Source organism: Erythrobacter colymbi, assembly GCF_002155685.1.
Taxonomy (GTDB): domain Bacteria; phylum Pseudomonadota; class Alphaproteobacteria; order Sphingomonadales; family Sphingomonadaceae; genus Erythrobacter; species Erythrobacter colymbi.
On the sequence record NZ_MUYK01000006.1, the window covers coordinates 25,288 to 45,874 of the forward strand.

Below are 20,587 nucleotides of genomic sequence, written 5' to 3' on the forward strand. Positions count from 1 at the left end.
CACCCAAGTGGGCCCGTAGCTCAGTAGGTAGAGCAGCTGACTTTTAATCAGCGGGTCACAGGTTCGAATCCTGTCGGGCTCACCATTTTTGCGTCCTACCGCTTCGCTGCTTGAGGACGGTCTTGTTTGCGAACCCGCCTCCGCGGGTTCGTCCTCGCTAGACGCTCTCCGCTTCGCTTCGAGCCCGCTGCGGGCGGCCGTATGGCCTTGCGGTCGCTTTGCGACCGATGCCATCGCCAATCTGGCCTGTCCCGAGGTGCGACCTGCTTGCACCGCGATACATCATATCGCTAAGCTTGGGGCATGGACACCATCATCGCTCTCCTCTCCGATCCTGCCGCCTGGCTGGCGCTGCTCACGCTTGTCGCGCTCGAGGTGGTGCTGGGGGTCGATAATCTCATCTTCATCGCCATCCTCTCCAACAAGCTGCCCGAGCACCAGCAGGAGCGCGCGCGCCGGCTGGGTCTGCTGCTCGCACTGGGGATGCGCATCGGCCTGCTGCTTCTGATCGGCTGGATCGTCACGCTCCAGAACCCGCTGTTCGATCTCGGCATCACCGGCCCGCCGCTCGAGGGCACCAGCAAGCCCAGCTTCGAGACCGCCTTCTCGGGCCGCGACCTGATCCTGCTGGCGGGCGGGCTGTTCCTGCTGTGGAAGGCGACCAAGGAAATTCACCACTCGATGGAGCCCGAGGATGCGTCGGGCGACCTGCTCGACAAGACCCCGGGCGTCGCCGCCGCGGCGACCGCCAGCTTCGGCGCGGTGATCGCGCAGATCATCGCCATCGACCTCGTCTTCTCGGTGGATTCGATCCTGACCGCGGTGGGCATGACCGACGATATCCCGATCATGGTCGCCGCGGTGGTGATCACGGTCGGCATCATGCTCTTCGCCGCCACGCCGCTGGCGAACTTCATCGAGCACAACCCGACGCTGGTGATGCTGGCGCTGGCGTTCCTGGTGATGATCGGGCTGGTGCTGATCGCCGACGGCTTCGGCTTCCACGTGCCCAAGGGCTATATCTACGCCGCGATGGGCTTTTCGGTCGGGGTGGAGCTGCTCAACATCATCCAGCGCCGTCGCCGCCAGCGGCTGGCCGCAGCGGGCGGGTGAGGCTGCAAGGCATCCCGCCCGAGGATCACGCCGTCACCGCGCCGCTCGCGGGGTGGATTGCCGCCGCGATTGCCGGGAGCATCGCGCCTGCGGCCGCGCTGCTCGTAGCGAACGGCGATGCGCGGATTGCAGGGCCTGTCCTCGCGCTGGGGATGATGGGCACGGGCATGATCGCTGCAGCGGTATCGGGGCGGCAGTGGGTGGGGGCCGCGCTGGCGCTCGTCAACGCGGCGCTGCTGGTGCTGCTGGTGCGCGCTCTCGGCCTGCCGGGTTTCTCCGATCCGGCTGAAGCCGTCTTTGCCGCAATCGTCGCCAGCATCAGCTTTGCCGCGCGCGGGAGCCTGTTCGCCCGATCGGCCGCACCGCGCGGCTGGTGGGTGGCGCTCGCCGTGGTCGCGGGGGAGGCGGCGGTGCTGCTGACCGCCATAGCCATGCCCGGCGCGTGGCCCGTGTGGCTGCTCGCGCTGCTCCCAGCGCAATGGGCGACGATCGCGTTGCAAGCGGCGCTAGATGGCACCCTCGCGCCGGTCGCGGGGGTAGCGCTGGTCGCGCTCGCGGGGACGGCGGCGGCGACGATGTTCGTCACCCGCCTGTGGCCGCGGCGCTGGACCTATGCCGTGATGTTCACCACCTGGCTCGCCCTCTCCGCGCTCGTCCGCGCACTGTGGGAGGCGGCGATCTAGGCCGCCTTCTTCGCGTCGAGCCAGTGCGCCGCGCGCACCCCGAAGGTGATCAGGAACGGCACCAGCACGAGGCTCAGGAACACCTTGGCGAGCACTTGTCCGATCATCAGATCGGTGATGTCGAATTCGCCGTAGAAGGCGAGCGTGATGAAGATCACCGAATCGACCGCCTGCGACAGCGCCGAGGCGATCGCCCCGCGCACCATCAGGCCGATGGTCGATTCGCCCTCACCCGAACCGCGCAGCCGGTCGAAGATCCAGATGTTGAGCAGCAGCGAGGTGATGTAGCTCGCCGGGCCCGCCATCCACACGCGCCAGGTCGAGGCGTGGACCCGCTCGAAGGCGGCGAGGTCATCGGGGCGGAAGGCGATCATCTCGGACGAGGCGGGCAGCGTCAGCACCAGCTGCATCAGCAGCGCCGAGAGCCCCAGCGGCAGGAAGCCCCACCACACGATCCGCTTGGCCGCCTCGCGCCCGTAGAGCTGCGACAGCGTGCTTGAGATCACCACCAGCAGCAGGAAGGGGAAGATCCCGCTCTCGACCGCGAGGCTCGTCGGCCACAGCTGCACCTGCTTGTAGGCGAGCACGCCCGCCAGCACCGTCATCCCGCCATAGAGCAGCGTGTAGACGAACATCCCCAGCGGCATCGACACGCCGGCAGGCGCGGTGGTCACGGCGAAGGGGGCGGTGGGGGGAGCGGGCGTATCCATCGCACGGGTGCTAGCCAGCGCGGGGGCAAAAGAAAAGCGGCAGCGCGCCGCCTGTCACCGGCGGTTTCCCGCAAGCTTGTGGGGGCGCACCGTCGCAACCGGCTTGCAACTGGCCGCGCAAACTGCCACGCCCGAACGTGCTGCGCGCAGGACGGGATGGTTGGCGCGCGGGGGATCGGGTCGCATTTCAAGCATCGAAGGAATAGTCGCTGCCGTGAACGGAAGTCTCACGTCCACCTTGCTGAGCCTTGCGGGGATCCTCGCCATTCTCTCCATCGCCGTCGCGCTGTCTTCCGCGCGGCGCAGGATCAACCTCAGGGTGGTCGGCTCGGCCTTCGCGCTTCAGGCGGTGACCGCGCTGATCGTGCTGCGCACCGATGCGGGCGTGGCGGTGATCGGCGGGCTGTCCTCGGGCGTGATCGCGCTGCTCGATTTCTCCAAGATCGGCATAACCTCGGTGTTCGGCCCGATGGAGACCAATCCCTTCGCCAACACCTTCGTCATCGCCGCGCTGCCGGTGATCGTGTTCTTCGCCGCGATCGTCTCGATCCTCTATCACCTCGGCATCATGCAGCGGCTGGTGCGCTGGGTCGGCGGGGCGATCGGCTGGATCACGGGGATCAGCAAGGTCGAGGCGCTGGGCGCGGCGGCCAATATCTTCGTCGGCCAGTCGGAGAGCCCGCTGGTTGTGCGGCCCTATCTGGCGGGCCTCAGCCCCTCGGGCCTGTTCACGCTGATGGCGGTGGGGATGGCGGGCGTGGCGGGGACGATCCTTGCCGCCTATGCCAGCTTCATCGGCCCCGACGCGGTGCCCTTCCTGCTCGCGGCGGCCTTCATGTCGGCGCCCGGCGGAATCCTGATGGCCAAGATCATGATGCCCGACGATCCGCAGAAGGCCCCCGCCTATGACGGATCGATCGCCACTGCCGCGCTGTCGCGCGTGCGCGGCAAATCGCGCACCCTGACCGAGGCGACCCGCGTGGTCATGTATGACGAGAACGGCGAGGAGGTCGAACTCCCCCAGGCGCGCATCAGCGCGGTCGGCCCGGCGGCGCTGGTCGAGGGCGGCGGCAAGGCCGACGAGGTGAGCGCGGCCGAGACTTTCGAAGAAGGCCAGCGCCCCGCCAACATCATCGAGGCCGCCGCGCAAGGCACGCAGACCGGCGTCAAGCTGGCAGTGGCGGTCGGCGCGATGGTGATGGTGTTCGTCGCGCTGGTCGCGCTGGCGAACGGCATGCTGGCCGGCATCGGCGGCGGGGTCGTGGAACTGGCCGCCCGCGCGGGCACGCCCTTCGCCCCCGAAACCGCGGCATGGCTTTCTGGCATCAGCTTCCAGCAGCTGCTCGGCTACCTGTTCGCGCCGGTGATGTTCCTGATCGGTATTTCCGACTGGAACCAGGCCCAGATCGCGGGCGGGCTGTTCGGCACCAAGATCGTGCTCAACGAATTCGTCGCCTTCATCGATCTGGGCAAGATGCAGGGGGGCGAGCTGACCGAGCGCAGCCGCGCGATCGTCACCTTCGCGCTGTGCGGGTTTGCCAATTTCTCCTCGATCGCGATCCAGATGGCGGTGACGGGCGGCCTTGCCCCCAACCAGCGCCCGGTGATCGCGAAGCTGGGGCTGAAGGCGCTTGCGGCAGGCAGCCTCGCCAACCTGATGAGCGCGGCGCTCGCCAGTCTGTTCCTGCCGTACTGACCACTCGCCGCTAGGCCCTTGGCAGGGCCGCGCGGGCGGGTGTAAGGGCGCGGGCATGATCAACATCGCTTCCGTCAGCCTCGCCCAGCCGCTTGAAACCATCGCCGACGAACTGGGCCGCAGCTTCAGTGAATACGGCTTTGCCGTGGTGCGCGATCACGGCATCCCGCAGGCGCTGATCGACGAGGCGGAGGCTGTCTCCAAGGCCTTCTTCGCGCTCCCGGCAGAGGTGAAGCGCGCCTACAAGATCGAAGGCGGCGGCGGCGCGCGCGGCTACACGCCGTTCGGCACCGAAAAGGCCAAGGACGCCGAAATCTTCGATCTCAAGGAATTCTGGCACGTCGGCCGCGATCTGCCCGAAGGCCACCCGCTTGCCGAGTTCATGGCTCCCAACGTCTGGCCGACCGAGGTCGAAGGCTTCCGCGAGACCATGAGCGCGCTGTTCAGCGCCTTCGAGGTCGCCGGGGGGCGCGTGCTCGAGGCGATCGCCCTGCATCTCGGCCGCCCGCGCGACTTCTTCGCCGGCAGCGTGGAGAACGGCAATTCGGTGATGCGCCTGCTCCATTACCCGCCGCTGGCCGAAGGCGCGCCGGAGGGGGCGATTCGCGCCGCCGCGCACGAGGACATCAACACCATCACCTTGCTGCTGGGCGCGGAGGAGGCCGGGCTCGAGCTGCTCGCCAAGAACGGCGAATGGCTGCCGATCCCCGCGGCCGAGGGGGCGCTGGTGATCAATGTCGGCGATATGCTCCAGCGCCAGACCAACGGGCGACTGCGCTCGACCACGCACCGCGTGGTCAACCCGCGCGGCGATGCGGCGCGGCGGGCGCGCTATTCGATGCCGTTCTTCCTGCATTTCCGGCCCGATTTCCTGATCGAGCCGCTGCCGGAATGCGTCGATCCGGCCGATGCGAATCCCCCGCTTCCGGCGATCACCGCGCATGATTACCTCATGCAGCGCCTGCGCGAGATCAACCTCGCCTGAGGCCACTCGGCTCGTCGCATTTTTGAAGGTCTGTCGGGTTTGTCCGAGCGGCGTTGCTGCATTGCAACACCCGCTCGGCGAACGCGCGCGTTTCCGAGACTTTTCTAGCGTTCCACGCGACTCTGACTAAGGAAACGGCCCGCAGGGGCAGGGCATTTCATCAAACTGTCACAGAACAGTCGCTTTGCCGCAAGCCTTCGGGCCTAGCGCAGGCCCATAGTTCGAGTTTTCGTCTCTCCAATACCCAGGGGCTTTCAACCATGAAGCTTAAGTATCTCCTTGCGGCGAGCATCGTCAGCCTTGCTGCGACCACCACCATCGCCACTCCGGCTTTCGCGCAGGAAACCACCTCTTCGGTCCGCGGTGATGTTGTCGACCAGAGCGGCAACCCGGTCATCGGCGCCACCGTCGTCGTCACCCACGTGCCCTCGGGCACCACGTCGACCCAGACCACTGACGGCGAAGGCGGCTTCAACGCGGCCGGCCTGCGTCTAGGCGGCCCCTTCACCGTTGAAGTGAGCGCCCCGGGCTTCGAGACCGTGACGCAGGAAATCGGCTTCCTGACCGCCGGTCAGGCACAGCGCATCAGCGTCGCGCTGGCCGAAGAAGGCCAGACCATCGTCGTCACCGGCACCCGCACCCGCTCGGCCATCACCCTGTCGACCGGTGCTGCCACCACTCTGAATGCCCGCGACATCGCCGGCATCGCGAACGTCAACCGCGACATCCGCAACCTCGCCGCGCGCGATCCGCTGGTCAGCATCGATCCGACCAACAACTCGATCAGCATCGCCGGCCAGAACAACCGCTTCAACCGCTTCACCGTCGATGGTGTGGCCTTCGGCGATCCCTTCGGTCTCGAAGCGGGCGGCCTGGTTTCGGGCCGTGGCCCGATCCCGATCGACGCGATCGGCGAATTCTCGGTCGAAACCGCTCCGGTCGACATCCAGCAGGGCTTCTTCGCTGGCGGCGCGATCAACGCGCAGCTGAAGTCGGGCGGCAACCGCTTCACCTTCCTCGGCGCGGCCTTCTACCAGGATGACAGCCTGCGCGGCACCAAGTCGCGCAACTTCAACCGCGTCGGCGCGTTCGAATCACAGATCTACACCGCGCAGGTCACCGGCCCGATCATCAAGGACAAGCTGTTCTTCTCGGTCACCTACGAGCGGACCCGTGACACCGTCCCGGCCGACGTTGCGCCCTCGCAGCTCAACATCACCGATGCCCAGCTGACCCAGATCAACGACATCGCCAAGAACGTCTACAACTTCGACACTGGCGGCGTTCCGACCGACGTCGTCGAGAGCGACGACAAGCTGGTCACCAAGCTCGACTGGAACATCGCCGACGGCCACCGCCTGACCGCGACCTACATCTGGAACGAAAGCTCGGCCCTCGCCGGCCAGACCGGGACCGGCCAGATCACGGCCACCAACCCGACCTTCTTCCTGCTGTCGAACAACTACACGCTGGGTGCCAAGAACCACTTCGGCATCATCCAGTCGAACAACCAGTGGTCGGACAGCTTCTCGACCCAGCTGCGCGTCTCCTATGCCGATTACGTGCGTCTGCAGGTGCCGGTGGGCGGCAACCGCGACTTCGGCGAGTTCCTGGTCTGCCTCGACCCGACCTCGGCCGGTTCGACCACGGCCTGTACCCCGGGCACGCGCCAGCTGCGTTTCGGCCCGGACTTCAGCCGTCAGGCCAACGAGCTCGACAGCCAGTCGCTGGCGATCGAATTTGCCGCGACGCTGAAGCTCAACAACCACTCGGTCAAGTTCATCGCCGAGCGTCGCCGTCAGGACGTCCGCAACCTGTTCGCGCAGGGCGTTTCGGGCACCTTCTACTTCGACTCGGTCGCCGACCTGCAGGCGCGCCGCGCCAACCAGGTCACCGTGGCCTCGCCGCTGCGCGGCGGGATCGAAACCGTGACTGCCGACTTCCAGAACAACAGCTGGACCTTCGGCATCATGGACACGATCGACGTGACCGATAACCTGACCGTCGTGGCCGGGATGCGTTACGACCTGTTCGACACGCCGGACCGTCCGTTCTTCAACCAGGACTTCTTCAACCGTTACGGCTTTGCCAACACGGCGACCCTCAACGGCCGCGACCTGTTCCAGCCGCGCTTCGGCGTGAACTGGAAGCCGACCGACCGTCTGCAGATCCGCGGTTCGGCGGGCATCTTCGGCGGCGGTAGCCCGCTGGTCTGGATTTCGAACAACTATTCGAACCCCGGCCCGCTGCTCGGCAGCGCCGTGGCGACCCGCCTGGCGAACGGCACGTTCACCCTGACCGGCCTGAGCGGCCTTACCCCCGCACAGGTGCAGTCGCTGGGTGCTGCCACGCTCAACAACGTGTCGGGCGGCACCGGCATCCCGAACGACGTGCGGGCCGGCCTTGCGTCGGGCGGCGCGTCGAACGCCCGCACCAACGCGCTCGATCCGAACTTCGAGCCGCTGTCGCAGTGGCGTCTGTCGGGCTCGATCGACTACGAAGCCGACCTCGGCTTCCTCGGCGATGGCTGGAACTTCGGCGCGGACGTGATCTACTCGAACGTTCGCAACGGTCTGGAATGGACCGATCTGCGCAGCGTGCCGAATGGCGAACTGCCGGATGGTCGTACCCGCTACGATCTGCTCCCCGGGGTGCAGGCCAGCAACAACTTCGACATGCTGCTGACCAACACCAGCGCCGGCGACAGCTGGAACGCGGTGGCCCGCTTCTCGAAGCGGTGGGATTCGGGCTTCTTCCTGAACGGCGCCTACACCTACTCGCGCGTGACCGACGGTAACCCGGGCACGTCGTCGGTGGCCTTCTCGAACTACACCGGCAGCCAGAACCTCGATCCGAACTTCTCGGCCATCGGTACGTCGGACTTCCAGCGTGACCACTCGTTCCGTCTGAACCTGGGCTACGACAGCGAACTGTTCGGCGACAATAACACCCGTATCGAACTGTTCTACAACGGTCGTTCGGGTCGTCGCTACAGCTACACCTTCGCGGACCAGCCGGCCGGCAACAACGTGCGCTCGACCGTGTTCGGTGTGCTCGGCACCAACTCGCGCTACCTGCTGTACGTGCCGGATGTCAGCAGCCGCACCGCCGATCCGAACGTGATCTATGCCGCCAACTTCGACTTCACCAACTTCCAGAAGTTCGTGCTGAATTCGGAGCTGAAGGACTATCAGGGCGAAGTCGCGGACAAGAACATCGCGAAGAGCCCGTGGTTCCACAAGGTCGACTTCGCGCTGCGTCAGGAAGTGCCCTTCGTGCTCGGTGGCAAGATCGAACTGTCGGCTGAAATGGAGAACGTCCTCAACTTCATCGACAAGGACTGGGGCTCGCTGCGTCAGCTCACCGGCAACGTGCCGCTGGTCAACGTGACCTGCCTGCGTACCGCCGACGATCCCACGGCGGTTGCCACCCTGGCCCAGCCGTGCGTGCAGTATCTCTACTCCAACCGCTCGGGCTCGACCTTCCAGCAGCCGACCCTGCCGCCGCCGTCGGCGGCCTCGTACTGGGGCGTCCGCTTCGGGGTCCGCGTGAAGTTCTGATCTCGCGCGAGCTTCGGCTGAAACACGAAAGGGCGGTCCGGCAACGGGCCGCCCTTTTGCTTTGGGGGATGCAGCGGCGGGAGGACGCGTAGCGGAGCTTTGCCCGGCGGGCGCTGTCAGCCCTGCGGGGCGGGCGAGAGCGCGTCGTGGGCCTGCGCCGCATCGAGCAGCGCCCGCGCCAGCGCGATGCAGGTTGCCCCGCTCTCGCCCGTGACCAGCGCCCGTTCGAGCGCTCCGGCGGAGCGGCCCAGCGCGGGTTCGCCGAACATCGCCGCCGTGCCCGCCAGCTTGTGCAGCAGCCGTGCGAGATCGCCGGCTGCATCGGCCGCATCGTCGTTCGCGGGCCGTGCCGTCAGCGTGCCGCCTGCCAGCCCCGCCGCGACCGCCGCCAGCGTCTCGCGCCGCCGCGTCTGCCAGCGCGCGATCAGGCGCGGCGAGCGGGCGAGGGCCGAGGCGCGTTCGGCTGCGGGCAGGCGGGCGGGCGACCAGGGCAGCGGCCCGGCCTGCTCGGCCTCGACGATCCGGGTTGGTAGCCAGCGCTGGAGCGCGCGGGCGAGCTGGGTGAAGACGACCGGCTTGGCGAGGTGCCCCTGCATCCCCGCCGCCCGCGCCGCGGCAACATCCTCGGGATAGGCGTTGGCGGTCAGCGCGATCACGGGGAGCAGGCCCGGGCCGATCCCTTCAGACCGGATCGCGCGGGTCGCGGCGAGCCCGTCGCAATCGGGCATCTGCACGTCCATCAGCACCAGATCATAGGGCCGCCCGCGCATGATCGAATCGATCACCATCGCGATTGCCTCGTTGCCGTCATGCGCGACATCGACCTCCTGCCCGCAGCGGGTGAGCATCTCGGTCATCAGCTCGCGGTTGATGTCGTGATCCTCGGCGAGCAGGATGCGTGCGGGCGCCAGCGCGGCAGGGGGCAGGTCCGGCGTGGGCAGCGGCGCGGCGATGGCGGCATCGGGCAGCGCGTCGGGCGCGGGCATCGGCGGGGCGAAGGCGGCGGGCAGCACCAGCGTGAAGCGCGAGCCTTCGCCCGGCGTGCTCTCGACCTCGATCCGCCCGCCGAGCAGCACCGCGAGCTGGCGGCTGATCGAAAGGCCCAGTCCCGTCCCGCCGAACCGCCGCGCGGTGCTGGCCTCGGCCTGGGTGAAGGGGTGGAAGATCGTCTCCAGCTGGAGCGGGCTGATGCCGATGCCGCTGTCCGCCACGGTGATCCGCACGTCCTGCCGGCTGACGCGGTAGCTGACGCGGATATGCCCGGCCTCGGTGAACTTCACGGCATTGCCGATCAGGTTGAGCAGGATCTGCCGCAGCCGCAGGCCGTCGGTCAGCAGCCACGGCGCGCTCTCGCCCGCGTTGCCCTCGCCTTCCAGCGTCAGCGCCAGCCCCTTGCGCGCCGCGGCGGGGCGGTGGAGCGCGGCGCATTCGGCGATGCTCGCGCCCAGATCCACCGGCGCACGGTCGATCGCGAATTGCCCGCTCTCGATCTTGGAGAGGTCGAGCACGTCGTTGAGGAGCATCATCATCGAGCGGCCCGACTGCACGATCAGCTCGGCAAAGCGGCGCTGGTCTTCCTCGAGATCGCCTTGCAGCATCAGCTCGGCAAAGCCCAGCACGCCGTTCATCGGGGTGCGGATCTCGTGGCTCATGTTGGCGAGGAATTCCGATTTGGCGCGCGCCGCGTTCTCGGCGTGGCGGCGTGCGCGGGTGAGCAGCAGCTCGAGCTCGACCCGCTCGGTCACGTCGCGCGCGGCGACCACCACGCCTTCTGGCGCGCCGGTATCGGGATTGCGCACCAGCGCGCAATCGGCCTCGAGAAAGACGGGCGAGCCATCGGCAGCGTCGGCGAAGCGGCGGTAGGTCACCCGCTCGCGCTCGGAACTGCCGTCGATCAGGCGGGAGAGGGCCTGGGTGGTGCGATCGTGCGATTCGGGGTGGAGCCGCGCGCTGGCATGGCGGCCGAGATAGGTCTCGCGCGGGGCCCCCATCACCTCGGTCACCGAGGGCGAGGCATAGGTGCACACCCCTGCCAGATCATAGCACAGGATCGCGTCGCTGATGTTCTCGGCCAGCAGATCGACCTCGCGCTTGCCGATCTCGAGCCGCTTGAGCATCCGGTCGCGCCCGGCGAGAATCGCGGCTACGGGAAGCCCGGTGAGAAAATTGGCCGCGACGAAGGCCTGGAGCAGGTGGAGCTGCGCGATGCCGCCCGCGCTCGCCCCGGCGATCGGACCGTGGCCGAGGAAGGTCATCACGCCGGCCACCACCGCCACGCCGCCGATATTGAGCGCCGAGCCGAGGCTGCCGAGCCGGAAGGCGTGCAGCAGCGTGATCGGCTGGATCAGGAACATCAGCGGATAATGCGTCTGGTTGAAGACGAGGAAGGCGCTGACCATCCCCCCTGCCAGCAGGATCGTGCTTTCCAGCGGGCGCGCGGGAGCGGGCGGCAGGCGTCCGCGCCAGCGATCGACCAGCAGCAGCGCCGTCGGCACGATCAGCAGCATCGCCATGCTGTCGGTCAGGAACCACGCGACCCCGCCGGCGCGCAGCGCTTCGAGGCTGTCGCCCATCACCGGCACCACGACCAGCGCCGAGAGCACGGGGCCGATCAACCCGCCCGCCCAGACGAAGCGGGCGAGATCGGCGAGACGATTCATGTCGGGCAGGCTGCGTCCGGCGACGCGGGTGAGCGCAACGACCGCAACGATCTCGACCACGTTGGCGAGCGAGAACACCAGCGCCACGCGGTCGGGCAGCTGCACCACGACATTGGCGGCGAGGCTGGCGGCGAAGCAGGCGGCGAGGAAGGGCAGTTCGTTGCCCAGCCGGCGGCGCAGCAGGAAGGCGACCGCGCAGGCATTGGGCAGCCAGATCGGGCTGACGGTCTCCCCCGCATGGGCGAGCAGCAGGCTGAGGCAGGCGACCACGACATAGCCAGCCCCGCCGATCAGCGCGGCGGCGAGGCTGGCGCGGTCGATCATCCCGGTGGCGATCCCGATGCGGCCGAGCCAGTGCTGCAAGCCTGCGCCGCGGACGGGCGCGGTCTGCCCTGCGGCGGAGAAGGCGGAACCCGGCGGGGCTGTGCCCGTCCCTCCGCCCCCGGTCGCGGCCCGCGCGAACCCGCGCAGACGCGCTTGAGGCTTTCTGCCTGAGGTAGAGGTCGCACCCGCACTCGCGCCCGCATCCGCGCCAAGCGCGTGCGAGGGCACCGCCCCCTTGGGAGCGCTGTCGGCGGCGGCATCGGCCGGATCGTCTCCGCCGTGCCGATCGTGATCCAGTGCGCGCTCGATCGCTGCGCTCCATCGCCAATTTGTGCTGGGCTGGTATAGAGGGTCTGGGGCGTAATGCCGGGACAACTGTCTCCGGAATGGAGCAATCTCGGGAGCGGGCAGGCGGGAATGGCGAGCGAGGGACCTTACAGCACGCAGAAGCGGCGGCTCAGCTGGCCGCTGGTCGCCGGGCTGGTGCTGCTGCATATCGCCGGGCTCTACGGCCTCGCCCGCGTCTTCGCGCCCGATATCACCGCGGCGGTCGAGGAGCAGGTGGCCTCGGTCTTCACCGTCACCATCACCGCCCCCGCCGATCCGCCGCCGCCCGAGAACCAGCCCGTCCCCGACGAGGGCGCACAGGGCGACCCAGGGCGCGATGCGGTGGCCAAGCCCGTCACCGCGCAGCCGCCCAAGGTGCGGGTGAAGAACGATGCGGCGCTGCCCAAGGCCTCCTCCACCGGCACGGCCCCGCGCGCAGGCGCGGCCGCAGCGGGCGATGGCACGGGCGCGGCGGGCAGTGGCGAGGGCACCGGCAGCGGCAATGGCGGCAACGGGCGCGGCGGGGTGGCGGTTACGAAGCCCGTCCACATCTCGGGCAAGATCGACAATGCGCGCGATTTCCCCGTGCCCCCCGGCGGGCGCGAGGCGCGCATCGGTACGCAGGTGATCGTGCGGGTGATCGTCGGCACCGATGGCCGCGCGCGCAATTGCGCGGTCGTCCGCCCCAGTCCCGATCCGCAGGCCGACCGCATCACCTGCGAGCTGGTCGAGGGCCGCCTCGGTTTCCGCCCCGCAATGGATGCGAACGGCAATCCGGTCGCCGCGCCGTTCTACTGGCGCCAGCAATGGTTCTGATCCGCCGCGTCAGGCCGCGCGCGACGTGCGCCGGACGGGCGAGATCGCAGTAGCATCCCGGAGCGCGGCTGATATACCTCGGCCAAGCGAACTGGGGGCTTTGCGCAACGTGTCGGTAATCCATCCCGTAATCCTGTGCGGCGGCAGCGGCACGCGGCTGTGGCCTGTCAGCCGCAAGGCCATGCCCAAGCCGTTCCTCCCGCTTGTGGGCGAGGAGACGCTGTTCGAGCAGGCGGTGCGCCGCGTGGCGGGCGATGACCGTTTCGCCCCGCCGCTGGTGATCGCGGGCGCGGATCATGCCGGGCTCATCATGGCACAGCTCGGGCAGAGCGACGGCGCGCGGCTGGTGATCGAGCCGATGGCGAAGAACACCGCCCCGGCCATCGCGCTCGCCGCCGCGCTGCTGCCCGCGGACGACGTGATGCTGGTCTGCCCGAGCGACCACCACATCGCCGACAGCGCCGCCTTCCGCTCCGCCGCGCTTGCCGCCGCAGCGCTGGCGCGCGAGGATTACCTCGTCAGCTTCGGCATCGCTGCCGACCGCCCCGAGACCGGCTACGGCTATCTCCAGCGCGGCGAGCCGCTGCCCGGCGGGTTTGCAATCAGGCGCTTCGTCGAGAAGCCCGATCTCGCCCGCGCGCAGGAATATCTCGCCAGCGGCGACTATTCGTGGAACGGCGGGATCTTCGCCTTCCGCGCCGGGCATCTGCTGGCCGAGCTTGCCGCGCACCGCCCAAACATGGCGCGGCTGGTCGCCGAGGCTGTGGCGGGCGGGCGCACCGAGGGCGCGCAGTTCCTCCCCGCCGCCGGGCCTTTCGCCGCCATCGAAGGCGATTCCATCGACTATGCCGTGATGGAGAACACCGCCCGCGCCGCGATGGTGCCTGCCGACATGGGCTGGTCCGACATCGGCAACTGGGCCGCGCTCGCCGAGGCTCTGGGCGGCGAGGCCGATAGCGACGGCAACATCGCCCGTGGCCGCGCCGACCTTGCCCACTGCCGCGACGTCTTCGCCTGGAGCGATGGCCCGCGCATCTCCGCCGTGGGCCTCGAGGGGGTGACGATCATCGTCAGCGGTGACGAGGTGCTGGTCACCTCGCGCGACGGGGCGCAGGCGGTCGGCACGCTGCCCGGAGCCGCCAACCAGTGACGGCGCGCCAGCTTCCTACGAAGATGGTCGCCAAGGTCTGGGGGCGCGATGTGCTGCCCCCTCCCTTCGCCGCGCCGGAGGGCGAGAGGATCGGCGAGATCTGGTTCGAGCCGCCGCCCGAAGTCCCGGACGTGCTGGTCAAGTACCTGTTTACGAGCGAGAAATTGTCGGTGCAGGTGCACCCGTCCGACGACACCGCACAGGCGGGCGAGGCGGGGAAGGAGGAGTGCTGGCTGGTGCTCGATGCCGAACCCGATGCGCGGCTCGCCATCGGGTTCGAGCGCGTGGTGACGCCCGGGGAGATCGCGGCGGCGGCGCGGGACGGCACCATCGAGAGCCTGCTCACCTGGCACCCCGCCAAGGCCGGTGACCTGTTCTACCTCCCCGCCGGGACGGTCCACGCCATCGGGCCGGGCCTGTCGCTGGTCGAGGTGCAGCAGACCAGCGAGACCACATTCCGCCTCTACGACTACGGCCGCCCGCGCGAGCTGCATCTGGAGCGCGGGTTGGAAGTGGCCGAGGGTGTTCCCTACGCCGCGCGGCACAAGCGCACCGTCGCCGACGGGCAGACCCTCGTCGATGGCCCGCACTTCCGGCTCGACCGGATCGCGGGCGCGCCCGATGCCGCCACCTGTGCCGCCTATCCCGGCGCGCTGCTGGTGCTGCCGCTGGAGGGCGAGGTTGCCGCCAAGGACGGCTCGGCCAAGGCAAGCGCGGGCGAGTGTCTGGTGGCAGGCGGGCTCGATACCCTCGATTTCAGCGCGGCCGGGATCACCCTTCTCACCCGCAGCTCCTGAAGCGCCGCTGTTTCACGTGAAACAGCGCAAAATGCCGCCGCGAGACGGGGTCTGGCCCGCGCTGGCGGGGGTCTGGGCCGCGCTGGAGCCGCTCAGGCGCCCACCAGCAGCCGCTCGATCTCGGTCATGCCATAGGGCTTGCGCAGCACCGCTTCCGCACCCAGCCGGTCGAAGCTGCTCGCTCCCTCGGCATAGCCCGTCGCCAGCACGAAGCGCACCCCGGCCGCCCGCAGCGCCTCGGCGATGGGTTCGCTGCTTTCGCCGCCGAGGTTGAAGTCGATGATCGCGAAGTCCCAGCGCATCTCCCCGATCGCGGCCAGCGCGCCGGTGACCGAGCTTTCCAGCCGCACCTCCGCCACGCCGAGCCGCTTCAGGTTCTCCTCGGTGTCGAGCGCGATGATGATGCTGTCCTCGACCACCAGCACCCGCGCCGGATGCACCGCGCCGGTCGCCGCGCGCAGCGGCTCGGGCGCGGGCGGCGCGATGCGGCGCGCACCGGCCTCGGGCGTGGCGAGATAGCGGCCGGGGATCAGGAACTCCGCCTCCACCCCGGCCAGCTTGTAGCGCACGTCGGCCTCGCCCTGGAGATCGTGCGGGATCGAGCGGGTGATGATGGTCGATCCGAAACCGTGGCGGCTCGGCGCGGTCACCGGCGGGCCGCCGACCTCGCGCCAGCGCAGCGCCAGATCGCCGAAGGCGGTGCGCGCCAGCGCCACCTCGACCGTCCCCGCGCGCGCCGACAGGCTGCCGTACTTGGCCGAGTTGGTCGCCAGCTCGTGCACCACCAGCGCGAGGATGGTGTAGGCCTCGGGCGTTACCAGCACATCCTCGCCCGACAGGCGGAAGCGCGCGCGGTTGGCATCGCCATAGGGGGCAAGCTCGGCCTCGATCAGCCGCGCGAGGCTCGCCGGGCCCCAGTTCTTCGCCGTGATATTGTCATGCGCCGCCGCCAGCGCCGCGATGCGCCCGCCTATGATCGCGGCAAAGCCCGGCACCGAGAGCGCCTCGGCCTGCGATTGCGACACCAGCGCGCGGATCAGCCCGAGGATGTTGCGCACGCGGTGATTGAGCTCGGCGATCAGCAGGTCCTGCTGTTCGGCCGCGCGGGTGCGCTCGCGGGTGAGGTCCTCGCTCATGCGCAGGATCACCTCGATCAGCGTGCGGCGCAGGCGCGCGGCGATCTCGCATTCCTCGGGGCTCCAGTCGGCCGAGTGGCCGCGCACCGTTTCCTGCCACGCGGCAAAGCTGGCGCGCGGCTGGAGCATTTCGCCCGGCGCTGCGGTCGCCTTCTGCGGGTCGCCCGCCCATGTGACGGTGCGTTCGAGCGGGCGGCGCCACAGCACCAGCGAATCCCGCGTGCCGCGTGACAGCGGCAGCACCAGCGCCCCGGCGGCGCGGGCGGCGAAGGGTGCGGCTTCGGCGATCTGGTCCGCAAGCCGCGTGGTCGAGTGGGTCGCCCCGCCCAGCGTGCTCGACAGCAGCGGGGCGAGCGCACGGAACTCGCTTTCCTCGGGCGCCTCGCCGCTGGCGCGGTATTCGCCATCGGCGAAGAGCGAGATGCCGTCATGCTGGATCGTGCCGCGCAGCAGCTCTTCGATCATCGGCAGGCTGTCGGCGAGGGTAACGCCTCCCGCGAGGCGCAGCAGCAGCCGGTCGTTCAATTGCCGCGCGCGTTCCCGCAGGGATTCGGCCTGCGCCACCAGAATACGGTCGAGCATCAGCGAAAAGGTCTGGCTCAGCAATTCGGCGACGGTGCGCAGCGAATAGGGTGGCAGGCGCGCCTCGCGGTGGTGGCACGAGATCATGCCCCACAGCCGGTCATGCCGCACAATCGCGATGGCCAGCGAGGCACCGACGCCCATGTTGCGCATATAGGCGAGGTGCATCTTCGAGTGCGAGCGCAGCATCGACATGGAGAGGTCGAGCGGATCGTCCTCCGGGCCGAGCGCGGGGATGATCGGCACGGCTTCGGACTGCATGTCTGCGATGATGCGGAAGCGGTTGCGGCGGAACAGCTCGCGCGCCTGTTGCGGAATGTCGGCGGCGGGGTAGCGCAGGCCCTTGAAGGGTTCGAGCTCGGCGTGACGGTCCTCGGCGATCACCTCCCCGCTTTCGTCGGGGTGGAAGCGGTAGACCATCACGCGGTCATAGCCGGTCATCTGCCGCACCAGCCGCGCGGCGGTGTCGCACAGCGTGGCCAGCGTGCCCGCCGCTTCGAGCTGCGCGATCACGGGCACGATCATGCTGACATGGTCGGCGAAATCGTTGCGGGCGTGGGGCTCGAACTCGATGATCGAAAGCCCGCAGCTCTTGTGGACGGCGCAGTCGAACATCTGCCCCGTGCCCGCCAGATCGAGCCCGAAGCGGCGTTCGAGCGTGTCGACCCCCGCAAGGTTCGCCAGCGCATCGGTGATGGTGGCAAGCGCCGGCGCGGCGATGAAAGCGGCGAGCGGCGTTCCGGTGGTGGGCAGTTCGGCGAGGGCGAGCAGCGCGGCGACGTTGGCCGAGACGTGCGCGAGGCGCCCGTCGCGGTCTGCGGCGATGAGGCCGCCAAAGCTCTGCACCGCGGCGATGTGGTGGATCGCCTCGCGGTCGCACTCGGTCAGCGCGTCGGGCCGCTGGTGGAGGTTCATGCGGGAAGGCTCTCGGGCGTCCGGGCGGCCTCTGCCACGCCGAGGAAATGGGCGAAGACGGCTTCGGCGGCGCGGGTTGCGCCTTCGGCCTCGGCCGGGTCGGCGGGCTGCTCGATCCGCGCGCGCAGACCCTGCCAGAAGGCCATCATCGCCGCGTCGCCGAGGAAGGCGGCCGGCCATGCCCCGCCGCCGATGCGCTCGACCTGCTTGGCGGTGTGCTTGTTGCCAAGCGCCGATCCGGCCAGCACCCAGGCCGCGCCAAGCGCCGCGCCGGGATCGCGGTAGTTCGAGGGCGCGAAGGCGGGGCTGGCGGCGGGAAGGCTGAGGCCCAGAGCGGCGAGGTCGCTCGCGACCAGCGCGGTCTGGCGCGGGGGTTCGAGGTCAGTCGGGGCGTTGTCGGCGAGCCATGCCTCCAGCGGGACGCGCGCGGCGTGTTGCAGGCTGAGGAAGCGGGCGTAGTCGGCGCGGGTCTGCCAGCCGCTTGCGGCCTGCATGGCATGGTCGAGCAGCTCATGCGCGGCCATCGTCGCGGCGCGCAACTGCTCCCGCAGGCTTTCGCCCGGCTCTGCCCTCGCACTGGCCGCCCGTCTGCTGGCCGACGCCATACCGCCCGTCCTTCCCGCCCGAATCGGCGTGACTGCCGAACTGCCGCATGATCCCGAGTGTAAGGCAATTTAGGCAAAATATTGTGTCAGATTTCTATGACACAAACTTTGGATAGGGGCAATCGGCCGATGGGGGGCAGGCCGGTGCGGGCGCGGCTCAGGGGGCGAGCAGGCGTCCGGCTTCCTTCTTCACCGCCGCTTCGAGCGGGCCCTTCATCACGCTGAGCAGCAGCGGCAGGTCCATCTCGATCACCACCTCGTTCTCGCGCACCTCGACCCAGCCGGGGATCGACTGGCCCATCACCTCGGCGGTGATGCTCATGCGGTCTTCGCTGGGCCAGGCGGTGGTGACGCGGGCGAGGCCGGCGGGGAAGAAGCTGCCGATCTCGTCGGCGTGCTTGTGCATCCGGCGGCGCACTTCCTCCTTGCCGAGGGTGTGGGGAAGGGTCACGCGCATGGCTCAGCGCTCCTGCTTTGCGGGGATCGCCGAGAAATCGGGCAGCGGCACGCCGGTGTCGGGCATGCCCGAGGCGTCTTCGAGGGCCTCCGCTCCGCCATAGCGGTATTCGAGATAGCGGCTCTTGATCGCCAGATCGTCAAGCGCGCCTTCGGCCAGCCGCCGCGTCACGCGGTCGACCTCGCCCGAGAGCTTCTCGAGGCTTTCGACAAGGCGCGCGTCGGCGGTCTTGCCGGCATATTCCTCCGCGCGCAGGTGTGCGGGGATCTTGCGGTAGTTGTCGATCGTCTCGGGGATATATTCGCCGACCAGCTCGCGCACTTCGGCCATCGCCGGTTCGTCCTCGCCGAGGCCCTTCAGTTGCAGCCCGAGCGCATCGAGCTGCACGCCCAGCTTGTCGACCAGCGCCTGCGCGGCCGGGGGCAAAGCGGGGCGCTGGGCCTCCAGCCAGATCTCGGTGCGCGCGACCATCTGGTGCGGATTGCCCTGCTTGAGTTCGGCGCGCTGGGGGACCTTGACCTTGCCTGTCATGGCGAAAACGCCGACCGCCACCACGGTCGCGACGAGGGTCGCCATGAAGCCCCAGAACAGCAGTGGGCCGACAACCGCGCTGAAGATTCCCGCGCCGATCCAGATCGCGACGATCGCCAGCGCGACATTGCGCACCCGCTTCAGCAAGCTCTTCATCTTGAGCTCGGCCGAGGCCTTGCCGATGCTTGCCCCGCGCGGCGCGGGGCGGTGGGTGCCGCCATCGCGCTGGGTGACGAGGCTCCGCTTCGCCTCGCGCAGGATGCGGTCGGATTCGCGGGTGCTGTCTGCCATCACTTATCCAGTGCGAGCAGCGACGGTGTCTGCGCGGCGACCTTGGCCTGCGCCTGCGCCTGCCCTTCCGCGCGGGCGATGTAGCCCTTGGACTTCTCGACCTCGCTGGTCAGCACGTTGACCGTCTGCTTCATCGAATCGAGCGCGCGCACCTTGAAGGCGTCGACCTCGTCCATCGTGTCGTAGATGTTCTGGAAAGCGCGCTGGAGGGTTTCGAGCGGGATCGTGCTCGCGGCGGCCTGCTCGTGGATCTGCGCGGTCTGTTCGCGCAGCAGCGTGCTGGTCGAATCGATGATGTCGCTGGTGGTCTTGTTCAAGGCCGTGATTTGCCCGAGCACGAGGCGCTGGTTGGTCATCGCCTGCGCCACCGTCACCGCGGTGCGCAGCGCGCCCACCGTGGTGGTCGACGCGCGGTCGACGCCCTTCACCAGCTCGACATTGTTCTTCTTCACGAGATCGAGCGCGAGGTAGCCCTGCACGCTCACCGCCATCTGCGTCAGCAGGTCCTGCGTGCGCTGGCGGACATAGAACAGCGCCGATTCCCGCAGCGCCTTGGCCTTTTCCGGGTCCGAGCTGTCGAGTTCGAGCGCCTTGGCTTCCAGCCGCTCGTCGAGGGTCTTGGCGATGTGGATCATCTGCTCCAGCTCGCCCATCGCCGCCCACAGCTTCTGGCGCTCGGTATCGATCGCGGCGTTATCGAGATGCAGCTCCTTCTTGCCGCTTTCCAGCCGCTTGAGGATCGCGCTGATATGCCCCTGCGCGGATGTATAGCTGTCGAAGTAGTTCTTGATCTTGTTGCCGAAAGGAATGATCCCGAGGATCTTGCGCGGCCCCGACAGCTTGCCCTGCTTGCCCGGATCGAGGTCCTCGACCGTGCGGCGCAGTTCGGCGAGGTCCTTGCCCACGCTCCCGTCGGCATCCATCGCCCGCACCGGCCGGTCGAGGAAGCGGTTCGACATCGCGGCCGCCGCGCGGATCTGTTCCTGCCCCATGCGGGTGATCTGGTCGACCTTCTCGCCGAACTGCGGCGAATTGGCATCGACCGCGACCAGCTCCTCGACGAAGGCATCGACCTTGGTGTCGAGCTTGGACTTCTGCTCGGTCGTGACCGGCACCAGCCCCGCCGCCTTCTCGGGCGCGACCACCGGCACCGGATCGGGCGGGGTCAGGGTGAATTCGGTGGCGGTGGCGGTCTGCGTCTCGGTGCTCATGCCGTCTCTCGTGCTCCCTTTCGCCCGCAGCTCGCGCG

Annotated in this window: 15 protein-coding genes and 1 tRNA gene; 9 read left to right on the top strand and 7 right to left on the bottom strand. The window is 68.8% G+C overall.

The features are described 5' to 3' along the window. The first annotated feature begins 9 nt into the window (after positions 1 to 9). From BZF57_RS13100 to BZF57_RS13110, 3 genes are all read left to right on the top strand, one after another. Positions 10 to 85 (top strand) — tRNA-Lys (locus BZF57_RS13100). 218 nt (positions 86 to 303) lie between these two features. Next, on the top strand, positions 304 to 1,113 hold the full coding sequence (locus BZF57_RS13105) for a TerC family protein (protein WP_086738678.1): 810 nt from the start codon (positions 304 to 306) through the stop codon (positions 1,111 to 1,113). Further along, positions 1,110 to 1,796, top strand: coding sequence for a hypothetical protein (locus BZF57_RS13110; protein WP_240505979.1), 687 nt, complete (start codon positions 1,110 to 1,112; stop codon positions 1,794 to 1,796). Before BZF57_RS13105 ends, BZF57_RS13110 begins: the two co-directional genes overlap by 4 nt. On the opposite strand, the gene BZF57_RS13115 is transcribed toward BZF57_RS13110, so the two are convergent. Next, positions 1,793 to 2,506: a queuosine precursor transporter gene (locus BZF57_RS13115; protein WP_086738681.1), complete on the bottom strand. Its 714-nt coding sequence runs from the start codon at positions 2,504 to 2,506 to the stop codon at positions 1,793 to 1,795. The two genes, BZF57_RS13110 and BZF57_RS13115, sit on opposite strands and share 4 nt — an antisense overlap. A gap of 214 nt (positions 2,507 to 2,720) precedes the next feature. On the opposite strand from BZF57_RS13115, the gene BZF57_RS13120 reads away from it, so the two are divergent. The 3 genes from BZF57_RS13120 to BZF57_RS13130 all read left to right on the top strand — a co-directional run bounded on the left by BZF57_RS13120 (position 2,721) and on the right by BZF57_RS13130 (position 8,747). Beyond that, the gene (locus tag BZF57_RS13120; protein WP_240505980.1) at positions 2,721 to 4,202 is read left to right on the top strand and encodes a NupC/NupG family nucleoside CNT transporter; all 1,482 of its coding nucleotides are present in this window, start codon (positions 2,721 to 2,723) and stop codon (positions 4,200 to 4,202) included. A gap of 55 nt (positions 4,203 to 4,257) precedes the next feature. Continuing rightward, positions 4,258 to 5,187, top strand: a complete 930-nt coding sequence (locus tag BZF57_RS13125; protein WP_086738683.1) for an isopenicillin N synthase family dioxygenase — start codon at positions 4,258 to 4,260, stop codon at positions 5,185 to 5,187. A gap of 260 nt (positions 5,188 to 5,447) precedes the next feature. Continuing rightward, positions 5,448 to 8,747 carry a TonB-dependent receptor gene (locus BZF57_RS13130; RefSeq protein ID WP_086738685.1) on the top strand — a complete coding sequence of 1,100 codons (3,300 nt, stop codon included), beginning with the start codon at positions 5,448 to 5,450 and terminating at the stop codon, positions 8,745 to 8,747. A 116-nt stretch (positions 8,748 to 8,863) separates the two neighbouring features. Here BZF57_RS13130 and BZF57_RS13135 read toward each other — a convergent pair whose 3' ends face one another. Continuing rightward, on the bottom strand, positions 8,864 to 11,770 hold the full coding sequence (locus BZF57_RS13135) for an ATP-binding protein (protein WP_162291013.1): 2,907 nt from the start codon (positions 11,768 to 11,770) through the stop codon (positions 8,864 to 8,866). Positions 11,771 to 12,094: 324 nt separating this feature from the next. Here BZF57_RS13135 and BZF57_RS13140 point away from each other — a divergent pair, with 324 nt between their 5' ends. The 3 genes from BZF57_RS13140 to BZF57_RS13150 all read left to right on the top strand — a co-directional run bounded on the left by BZF57_RS13140 (position 12,095) and on the right by BZF57_RS13150 (position 14,821). Next, complete coding sequence (locus BZF57_RS13140; protein WP_240505981.1) at positions 12,095 to 12,874, top strand: energy transducer TonB; 780 nt, start codon at positions 12,095 to 12,097, stop codon at positions 12,872 to 12,874. 109 nt (positions 12,875 to 12,983) lie between these two features. Then, entirely contained in the window at positions 12,984 to 14,024 is a 1,041-nt protein-coding gene (locus BZF57_RS13145) for a mannose-1-phosphate guanylyltransferase (RefSeq protein WP_086738969.1), read from the top strand. A 23-nt stretch (positions 14,025 to 14,047) separates the two neighbouring features. Further along, positions 14,048 to 14,821, top strand: coding sequence for a class I mannose-6-phosphate isomerase (locus tag BZF57_RS13150; protein ID WP_086738971.1), 774 nt, complete (start codon positions 14,048 to 14,050; stop codon positions 14,819 to 14,821). Between the two features lie 92 nt (positions 14,822 to 14,913). On the opposite strand, the gene BZF57_RS13155 is transcribed toward BZF57_RS13150, so the two are convergent. The 5 genes from BZF57_RS13155 to BZF57_RS13175 form a co-directional block, all read right to left on the bottom strand. Then, positions 14,914 to 17,454: an HWE histidine kinase domain-containing protein gene (locus BZF57_RS13155; RefSeq protein WP_086738692.1), complete on the bottom strand. Its 2,541-nt coding sequence runs from the start codon at positions 17,452 to 17,454 to the stop codon at positions 14,914 to 14,916. Beyond that, positions 17,451 to 18,059 (bottom strand): biliverdin-producing heme oxygenase, encoded by a 609-nt coding sequence (locus BZF57_RS13160; RefSeq protein WP_143738498.1) that lies wholly within the window; start codon positions 18,057 to 18,059, stop codon positions 17,451 to 17,453. The genes BZF57_RS13155 and BZF57_RS13160 overlap by 4 nt, the downstream gene beginning before the upstream one ends. A gap of 157 nt (positions 18,060 to 18,216) precedes the next feature. Further along, positions 18,217 to 18,516 carry a polyhydroxyalkanoic acid system family protein gene (locus BZF57_RS13165; RefSeq protein ID WP_086738696.1) on the bottom strand — a complete coding sequence of 100 codons (300 nt, stop codon included), beginning with the start codon at positions 18,514 to 18,516 and terminating at the stop codon, positions 18,217 to 18,219. Between the two features lie 3 nt (positions 18,517 to 18,519). Next, positions 18,520 to 19,338: a hypothetical protein gene (locus tag BZF57_RS13170; RefSeq protein WP_086738698.1), complete on the bottom strand. Its 819-nt coding sequence runs from the start codon at positions 19,336 to 19,338 to the stop codon at positions 18,520 to 18,522. Beyond that, positions 19,338 to 20,549, bottom strand: coding sequence for a toxic anion resistance protein (locus BZF57_RS13175; protein WP_086738700.1), 1,212 nt, complete (start codon positions 20,547 to 20,549; stop codon positions 19,338 to 19,340). The genes BZF57_RS13170 and BZF57_RS13175 overlap by 1 nt, the downstream gene beginning before the upstream one ends. Positions 20,550 to 20,587: the final 38 nt, after the last annotated feature.